Origin of the sequence: Kitasatospora sp. NPDC056783 (genome assembly GCF_042789895.1) — a bacterium.
Taxonomy (GTDB): Bacteria; Actinomycetota; Actinomycetes; order Streptomycetales; family Streptomycetaceae; genus Kitasatospora.
Window position 1 is genome coordinate 1 of record NZ_JBHUAF010000471.1, and the last position, 3,952, is coordinate 3,952.

General features: G+C 70.6%; 5 protein-coding genes and 1 tRNA gene. 5 read left to right on the plus strand and 1 reads right to left on the minus strand.

Annotated elements, in window-relative coordinates:
- The 4 genes from ACFRMQ_RS37090 to ACFRMQ_RS37105 all read left to right on the plus strand — a co-directional run.
- The coding region (locus tag ACFRMQ_RS37090; RefSeq protein ID WP_157882129.1) for an acyl-CoA dehydrogenase family protein at positions 1–82 on the plus strand (82 nt) is incomplete at its 5' end.
- A 109-nt stretch (positions 83–191) separates the two neighbouring features.
- A complete protein-coding gene (locus ACFRMQ_RS37095) occupies positions 192–929 on the plus strand; it encodes a TetR family transcriptional regulator (protein ID WP_380735259.1) in 738 nt (245 codons plus the stop codon).
- 373 nt (positions 930–1,302) lie between these two features.
- Positions 1,303–1,572, plus strand: a complete 270-nt coding sequence (locus ACFRMQ_RS37100) for a hypothetical protein (protein WP_380735260.1) — start codon at positions 1,303–1,305, stop codon at positions 1,570–1,572.
- Positions 1,573–1,846: 274 nt separating this feature from the next.
- Entirely contained in the window at positions 1,847–2,119 is a 273-nt protein-coding gene (locus tag ACFRMQ_RS37105; protein ID WP_380704928.1) for a hypothetical protein, read from the plus strand.
- A gap of 102 nt (positions 2,120–2,221) precedes the next feature.
- On the opposite strand, the gene ACFRMQ_RS37110 is transcribed toward ACFRMQ_RS37105, so the two are convergent.
- Positions 2,222–2,306 (minus strand) — tRNA-Leu (locus tag ACFRMQ_RS37110).
- A 291-nt stretch (positions 2,307–2,597) separates the two neighbouring features.
- Here ACFRMQ_RS37110 and ACFRMQ_RS37115 point away from each other — a divergent pair.
- Positions 2,598–3,929, plus strand: a complete 1,332-nt coding sequence (locus ACFRMQ_RS37115; protein WP_380735261.1) for a M20/M25/M40 family metallo-hydrolase — start codon at positions 2,598–2,600, stop codon at positions 3,927–3,929.
- Positions 3,930–3,952: the final 23 nt, after the last annotated feature.

Consider the following 3,952-nt stretch of genomic DNA (forward strand, 5'->3'; position numbering starts at 1 on the left):
GATGCGGGACGCGAAGATCACGCAGATCTACGAGGGGACGAACCAGGTGCAGCGGATCGTGATGGCCCGCAACCTCCCGTAACCCCTCCCGAGACCCACTCCCGCGCGCACCGACGCGCGCCGACGGCCGGGCCCGAACGGGCGGCCCGGCCGTCCCGGCCACCCCACGGGTGGATGTTAGGTTCCGGTGAATGAGCGACAAGGAAGAGCAGGACCAGCCCATGAATGACGGGCCCTCGAAGCCGGCGATGCGCGAGGCGCTGGTGGCCGCGGCCTTCGAACTCTTCCTGGAGCGGGGCTTCGAGCAGACGACCGTCGACGACATCGTCTCGCTGGCCGGCGTCGGCCGGCGCTCCTTCTTCCGCTACTTCCCGGCCAAGGAGGACGTGGTCTTTCCCGACCACGAGCGCAGCCTCGCCGAGATGACGGAGTTCCTGGAGTCCGGCAGCGGCGAGGAGGACCCGGTCAAGCACGCCTGCGACGCCGCCCGCCTGGTCCTGCGGATGTACGCGGAGCAGCCCTCCTTCTCCGTCCAGCGCTACCGCCTGACCCGCAAGGTGCCCGGCCTGCGGGCGTACGAGCTGTCCGTGGTCTGGCGCTACGAGCACACCCTCGCCGCCTACCTGCGCGACCGCTTCGCCGACCGCCCGGACGGCCCGCTGCGCGCGGACGTGATCGCCGCGGCCGTCGTCTCCGCGCACAACCACGCCCTGCGCACCTGGCTGCGTTCGGGAGGCGAGAGCGACTGGGTGACCGAGGTGGACGCGGCGATGGCCTTCGTCACCGGCACCTGGAGCGAGCGCTCGGCGGAGACCGCCGAGGGCGAGTCCGACGAGGTCGTGGTCCTGGTGGCCAGCCGCCGGGCGCCGCTGTGGCGGATGGTCCAGGGCATCGAGAGCGCCCTGGGCGACGACGCCCGCCGGCCCTGACGATCCGCCGCGCCCCTTTGGACCGACCGGCCGGCGGGGCGTCCGGCGGGGCCGGAGGCCGATCGTTCCCATACGGCCGATCCCCGGATCGGGCTTTCGAATGACATCGGCCAGGGGTTGGGCAGGCCCGGAGGCGGTCGGCGGTGTCGGACCGATCGGGCTGTCGGGTGTCGCCGGTCTGCTCCGGCCGAATGATCCTCCCGACAATCACCTGATCAATATTTCTGCTGGTGGGCTCGGCGTTTCCGGCCGAGTGCGGGCCGAGAGGGCCGTGGCGTCGGTTGCGGCGGGATGCGGGGCGTGGCTGTCTGAATCGCGGCGGGCCGATTCGGCGACGCCATCTCGATTCCGAAACTCCGTGGAGGAGATTTCCATGCGTTCTCTCAAGCGTGTCCTGGCTGCCGGTGCCATCGCCGTCCCGCTCGTGATCGGCTGCGCCGGCCTGGCTTCGGCGCAGGAAGGCTTGGACGCGAACTTCGGCGCGGGCCAGTTCGTCGCCAACCAGAACGGTGCCGGCGCCGCGAGCGCCAACTCCGTTCTGAACTCCGACGGGGTCCAGCACACCGACTTCTGGATCTGGTCCGACGACACCGGTGTCTCCGGGGCCTTCACGGGCTCCGGCGCCACCTGGCAGAACGGCTGACCCCAGCCGCGAATCCCCTCGGAGTTCCGGTGAACTCCGAGGGGATTCCCCTGTGTTCGGGCGGAGCGGGGGCGCGGGGTGCTCCAGCCGACTGATCCTCAGAAAAAGCACACCAGTCGTATCTTCGCTGGTGGGAACGGCGATTCTGACGGGCCGTGAGGCCGGGCGGGGGCGTGGCGCCGGTTGCGGCGGGATGCGGGCCGTGGCTCTCTGAATCGCGGCGGGGTCGAACGACTCCCGCCCCCCAACCCGAAACTCCGTGGAGGAGATCTTGATGCGTGCTCTCAAGCGAGTGGTGGCCGTCGGTGCCCTCACCGTCCCGCTCGTCATCGGCTGCGCGGGCCTGGCCTCGGCCGCCGCTCCGGAAGGCCTGGACGCGAACTTCGGCCAGGGCCAGTTCATCGTCAACGAGAACGGCGCCGGCTTCCAGGTCGCCGACTCCCACGTCGGTTCCGACGGGGTCTCGCACACGGGCTACTGGATCTGGGCGGACGACACCGGCGTCTACGGCGCCTACACGGGCGCGGGCGCGACCATGACCGGCTGACCGAGCCCCGGCCGGACCCGCCGCCGGACATCCGGACAGCCGGAAGGCCGGAGAGCCGGGAAAACCAGAAAGGCCCCAGAAGAATCTGGGGCCTTTCGTCGGTGTCCGAGGGGGGACTTGAACCCCCACGCCCGATAAAGGGCACTAGCACCTCAAGCTAGCGCGTCTGCCATTCCGCCACCCGGACCGGGTGTCGTCCTCGCGGCTTCCGATCTCTCGTCCGTCGCGCTGACAGATGTAACTGTAGCAAAGATCGGCTTGGGCTCCCAAAACGGTTCCGGACCTGGGGAGCGGCACCGGTGGCGGGGGCAAGGGGCGGGATGTGGCGGGGGCGTGACCAGCGGGTTTCGGGAGCACGGGGGGCTGGATCGGGGCCGGGGGCTGGGGGAGGATGGGCGGACGTGCTCGTACGGCCCGGGTGCAGGTCCTGGGGGTGGCGCGCTGGTGCGTCGGTGCGGGCCCAAGACGAGGAGTGACCGTGAGCGAGCGGAGCGAGTCGGCGGCCCCGAAGGTGACGGCTGAGTCGGAGGTCGCCGACATCTGTCGCGATCTGATCCGGATCGACACCAGCAACTACGGGGACGGTTCCGGCCCGGGGGAGCGCAGGGCGGCCGAGTACGTCGCCGAGCAACTCGCCGAGTTCGGGCTGGAGCCGCAGATCTTCGAGTCGGCCAAGGGCCGGGCCTCGACGGTGGTCCGGATCGAGGGTGAGGACCGCTCCCGTCCCGGCCTGCTGATCCACGGCCACACCGACGTGGTGCCGGCCAACGCGGCGGACTGGACGTACGACCCGTTCGGCGGCGAGATCGCGGACGGCTGCGTCTGGGGGCGCGGTGCGGTCGACATGAAGGACATGGACGCGATGACCCTGGCCGTCATCCGCGACCGGCTGCGCACCGGACGCAAGCCCCCGCGCGACATCGTGCTGGCCTTCCTCGCCGACGAGGAGGCCGGCGGCACCTACGGGGCGCGCTTCCTGGTGGACGAGCACCCGGGGCTGTTCGAGGGCGTGACCGAGGCGATCGGCGAGGTCGGTGGCTTCTCCTTCACCGTCAACGACCAGGTCCGCCTCTACCTGGTGGAGACGGCCGAGAAGGGCATGCACTGGATGCGCCTGACGGTCGAGGGCCGGGCCGGCCACGGCTCGATGGAGAACGACGACAACGCGATCACCGAGCTGTGCGAGGCGGTCGCCCGGCTCGGCCGGCACCAGTTCCCGCTGCGGATCACCAAGACCGTCCGGGCCTTCCTGGACGAGTTGTCGGACGCGCTCGGGGTCGAGCTGGACCCGGAGAACATGGACGAGACGCTGCGGGTGCTCGGCGGCATCGCCAAGATGATCGGCACCACGCTGCGCAACACCGCCCAGCCCACCATGCTCGGCGCCGGGTACAAGGTCAACGTGATCCCCGGTCAGGCCACCGCGCACGTGGACGGGCGCTTCCTGCCGGGCTTCGAGGAGGAGTTCCTGACCGAGCTGGACAGCGTGCTCGGCCCGCGCGTGAAGCGCGAGAGCCTGCACTCGGACAAGGCGATCGAGACCGGCTTCGACGGAGCCCTGGTCGAGGCGATGCAGACCGCCCTGCGGGCCGAGGACCCGATCGCCCGGGCGGTGCCGTACTGCCTGTCGGGAGGGACGGACGCCAAGTCCTTCCAGGACCTGGGCATCCGCTGCTTCGGCTTCGCGCCGCTCCAGCTGCCGCCGGAGCTGGACTTCGCCGGGATGTTCCACGGCGTCGACGAGCGGGTGCCGGTGGACGGCCTGAAGTTCGGCGTCCGGGTGCTGGACCGCTTCATCGACGCCTGCTGAACCGCCACTGATCAGGCGACTGG